Origin of the sequence: Burkholderia sp. Ac-20379, from assembly GCF_017104645.1 — a bacterium.
GTDB lineage: Bacteria > Pseudomonadota > Gammaproteobacteria > Burkholderiales > Burkholderiaceae > Burkholderia.
Genome location: NZ_JAAGPF010000495.1, coordinates 1 through 3,603 on the forward strand (window position 1 = coordinate 1; position 3,603 = coordinate 3,603).

Sequence of the window (3,603 nt, forward strand, 5' to 3'; positions counted from 1 at the left end):
CGCGACGAGCCGTGGCTGCCCGCATTGATCGGCCCGCTGCTGAGCCGCGCCAGCGTCGCGCCCACCGCCGCCAAAACCGCGCCGTCGCAATCGCTGGCCATCGCGCTCGGCCACGCCGTCGAAGCCGCGCCGACGCCCGAAGGCGTGCGCGCGCTGCGCGACGCGCTGGCCGTGGTCCGCCATGCCGGCGTGAAAAAGAAGCTGGAGCGCAACCTGAAGCCGGCCGAGCGCGGGCTGGGCGAGCGCCCGCACGTGGCGCTGCGCATGACGCTCGACGGCAAGCCCAACGCCAAGCCCGACCGCAAGCGAGTGGCCATGCTGGCGACATGCCTCGAAACGAGCTATTGGCGCGACACGGCGCTCGATCGCGACGCTTGGCAACGCTATCTGATCGATACGCCCGATGGCTTCGCATTCGCCGCCAACGTCGTCTGGCAAGCCGAATCTCCCGAAGGCACGCGCATCGCGTTCATGCCCATCCGCTCGGCCGACGGCGTGCATGGGCTCGACGCCGAGGGCCGGCGCTGCGAGATCGCGGCAACCGGCCCGATCCGGCTCTGGCATCCGTCGACGGCTTCCGCCGGCGAGCGGTTGGCGTGGCAGCGCGCGGTGCTCGCGCGCAAGCTGCGGCAGCCGTTCAAGCAGGCGTTCCGCGAATGCTATACAGCGGGCGCCGACGATCTTGCGTCGTCCGACACATCGATGTTCGCGGGGCATGTGCTGTCGGTGCGGCCGCTGATCGGCCTGGCGCGGCGCGAAGGCTGGGTGCTGCACGCCTACGACGACGGCCTGACCCGCGAATTCGGCGCGATCCGCGCGCGCTTTGCCGTGGCGGCGCGGCTCTACCCCGGTTCGCAAGGCCCGGGCACCTCGGGCCGGCTCGGTTTCGAGCGCCGGTACGCGGCGCGATGGGTGCCGATTGCAATCGGCGAGATCGAGCCGGCGGTGTTTTCGGAAATCGCGCGCGCGGTGGATCTGCTGGTCAGCGCGGCCGGGTTTGCGCTCGACGACGATCCGCACGGCGAGGCGAGCCGTCAAGCCGCGATCGATCGCGAACATCGGCTGCATCGTCTTGCAGACGCGCCGCTCGGCGAGATCGCGCGGCATCGCAAGCAGGTGCTGGCGATGCTGTTTTCGGAGCGGATCGCACGCGGAGAGATTGCGCTCGAGGCGCGGCACCTGTGCATCGGCGAGCATGCCGTGCACTGCGCGACGGGGCGCGTCACGCGCAACGGCGAGGCCGTCGAGATCGAACTCGCGCCGAACGGAGCGCGCGTTCATGCCGTGCCGTGGCTGCCTTACGACGAAGTGTTGCTGGAGCGGATCGTGGGCGTCGTGGGACGGTTGCTGGAGGACTCGGCCGGGCGTTGAGGCCAGGAACGCGGCCCCGGGCGTCGAACCGGCATGGCGGGTATGGCCATGCGCAGCCGGCGACGCTACCGCCGCCTAACGCCCACCACCGCGCCCCCACCGCTCACCCCTTCGCCGCGCCCGCCCCCTTGATCGTCACCTCCGCCATCACCGACCAGTCCCGCTCCCCCAGCCCCGCCGCCACCGTCTCCTGCATCCGCCCGTGCACGGCCGACAGCATCGGCAACGCGCGCCCGGCCTCGGCGGCCGCCTCCGACGCGAGCCGCAGATCCTTCAGCCCCAGCGTCGCCTTGAAGCCCGGCTCGTAGTTGCCCTGCGCCAGATTGGCCGAATAGACCTGATACGACCGGCTGCCGAACAGCGTGCCGAGAATCAGCTCGAAGAAGCGCTCGCGCCCGAGCCCGTTCGCCTCGGTCAGCACGACGGCCTCGGCCATCGCTTCGATCGCCATCGTGATCATCATGTTGCAGGCGATCTTCGCGGCGTTGGCGGCGGGCGCGTCCTCGCCCATCTCCCAGATCCGCCCGCCGATCACTTCCAGCAGCGGCCGGATCGCGTTCACGGCGTCGGGCTTGCCGCCCGTCAGCACGTTCAGTTCGCCGCGCGCCGCCACGTCGGGCCGGCCGAGCACCGGCGCGGACACGTAGCCCACCCCGGCCGCCGCGTGCAGCGCCACCAGCTCGTGCGCGAACGCCACCGAAATGGTGGACGCCACCACGTGCACGAGGCCGGGCCGCGCCCGCGCGAGCAGGCCCGGCATGATCAGCGTCTCGCGGATCGCGGCGTCGTCGGAGAGCATGGTCAGCAGCGCGTCGCCATCGAGCAGCGCGGCCGGCGAGGCGGCGGGCGTCACGCCCTCCACGCTTGCGCCCGAACGGCTCCAGGCATGCACGTCGTGGCCGGCCGCCGCGAGATTGCGCGCCATCGCGCGCCCCATCGCGCCAAGGCCGATGATGCCGATTTTCATAGTGAGTTCCTCAGGATCGGGTTCGGAGTCGAAATCGGAAACGATCCGCGCTCAGGCGCCAAAACCGCCGTCGATGGTGTGCATCGCGCCGGTGATGCCGCGCGCGGCCGGCGACGCCAGATAGCCGACCAGGCTCGCGACGTCGGCCGCGGTGCCGTGGCGGCGGATCGCCATGTAGCTGCGCATCTGCTCGGCCAGCGGGCCGTCGGCGGGATTCATGTCGGTGTCGGTCGGGCCGGGCTGCACGACGTTGACGGTGATGCCGCGCGCGCCGAAATCGCGCGCGAGGCCGCGCGTCATCCCTTGCAGCGCCGATTTGCTCATGCCGTACGCGGCGGCCCCTTCGAACGGCACCGTGTCGCCGTTCACCGAGCCGATCGAGATGATCCGGCCGCCGTCGGGCATCAGCCGCGCCGCCTCGACGCTGGCGTGGTACGCGCCGCGCACGTTGACGTCGATCAGGCGATCGATGGCATCGGCGTCGATCGCGAGCGGATCGCCGCCGACGAACAGCCCGGCGTTGTAGACGAACACGTCGAGCGGGCCGGCCTCGCGCACCACGGCCAGCAACGCGTCGCGATCCGCCGCGTCCGCGCGCACGGCCAGCGCGCCGGTATCCTTCGCTACGGCCTCGGCCGCCGCCTGCGAACCCGCCCAGGTGAACCGCACCGTCGCGCCGGCCGACGCGAACCACGCCACGATGGCCGCGCCGATGCCGCGGCTGCCGCCCACCACCATCACCGATTTGCCTTGCCAGCCTGCTGCTTCCGTATTCATCGCATGAACTCCTTGAATTAAATTAGCGGTCACTATAAATTTCGAGTCACGACAACGCAAGGTATTTTTGTAGTGAATGCTAATTTAATCAACAGCGGTAAACCCGGGCGTGGCCGCCCGCGCGCATTCGACCCCGATGCGGCGCTCGAGGTGGGCCAGCGCATGTTCCATGCGGCGGGCTACGACGCGGTGGGCTTGAGCGCCCTGACCGACGCGCTCGGCATCAAGGCGCCGAGCTTCTATTCGGCGTTCGGCAGCAAGGCGGCGTTCTTCCGTCAGGTGCTGGAGCGCTACGCGGGCTCGGCGCTCGCGCTGACCGACATCCTGCTGCCGGGCCGCCCGCCCGCCGCCGCGCTGGCCGACCTGATCGGCCGCGCGGCGCGCACCTACGCAAGCGATCCCGAACGGCCCGGCTGCCTCGTGCTCGAAGCCGCGCGCGGCGGCGAGGCGAGCGAAAGCGCGCAACTGGCCTGCGAGGTGGCCGAGAC

General features: G+C 70.8%; 4 protein-coding genes. 2 read left to right on the forward strand and 2 right to left on the reverse strand.

Annotated features, from left to right (window positions below; genetic code table 11):
• On the forward strand, nt 1-1,371 hold a 1,371-nt coding region (locus tag G3N92_RS31905), incomplete at its 5' end, for a DUF4132 domain-containing protein (RefSeq protein WP_206131523.1).
• Between the two features lie 103 nt (nt 1,372-1,474).
• On the opposite strand, the gene G3N92_RS31910 is transcribed toward G3N92_RS31905, so the two are convergent.
• Both G3N92_RS31910 and bdcA read right to left on the reverse strand, forming a co-directional pair.
• Nucleotides 1,475-2,338, reverse strand: coding sequence for an NAD(P)-dependent oxidoreductase (locus G3N92_RS31910; protein WP_206131524.1), 864 nt, complete (start codon nt 2,336-2,338; stop codon nt 1,475-1,477).
• Between the two features lie 51 nt (nt 2,339-2,389).
• Nucleotides 2,390-3,115: an SDR family oxidoreductase gene (gene bdcA / locus G3N92_RS31915; RefSeq protein ID WP_206131525.1), complete on the reverse strand. Its 726-nt coding sequence runs from the start codon at nt 3,113-3,115 to the stop codon at nt 2,390-2,392.
• A gap of 162 nt (nt 3,116-3,277) precedes the next feature.
• On the opposite strand from bdcA, the gene G3N92_RS31920 reads away from it, so the two are divergent.
• Nucleotides 3,278-3,603, forward strand: a 326-nt coding sequence (locus tag G3N92_RS31920; RefSeq protein ID WP_206131526.1) for a TetR/AcrR family transcriptional regulator, incomplete at its 3' end; no start/stop codon positions are given.